Source organism: Actinoallomurus acaciae (assembly GCF_042429965.1).
Lineage (GTDB): Bacteria > Actinomycetota > Actinomycetes > Streptosporangiales > Streptosporangiaceae > Actinoallomurus > Actinoallomurus acaciae.
On record NZ_JBHLZP010000151.1, the window covers coordinates 1 to 205 of the forward strand.

The 205-nt window shown below is 68.8% G+C and carries 1 pseudogene; it reads right to left on the bottom strand.

Annotation, left to right across the window (positions count from 1 at the left end):
• Positions 1 to 205, bottom strand: a pseudogene (locus ACFFNX_RS20880) (IS5/IS1182 family transposase); the annotation flags it as partial.

A 205-nucleotide genomic window follows, 5' to 3' on the forward strand; every position in this document is an offset into this window, starting at 1 on the left:
CAGCGGCAGACCGCGCCCGTCGCAGGCCAGGTGGATCTTGGTGGTCGGCCCGCCGCGGGATCGTCCGAGCGCCCGGCCCTGTTTGGTGATCTTGCTGCCCGTTCGTCCTGGCCGTGCCCCCCTTTTTTCACGGGCACCGGCGGAGTGCTGATGAGCACGCACGATGGTGGAGTCCACGCACACACCCGTCATGTCGGCTTCACCG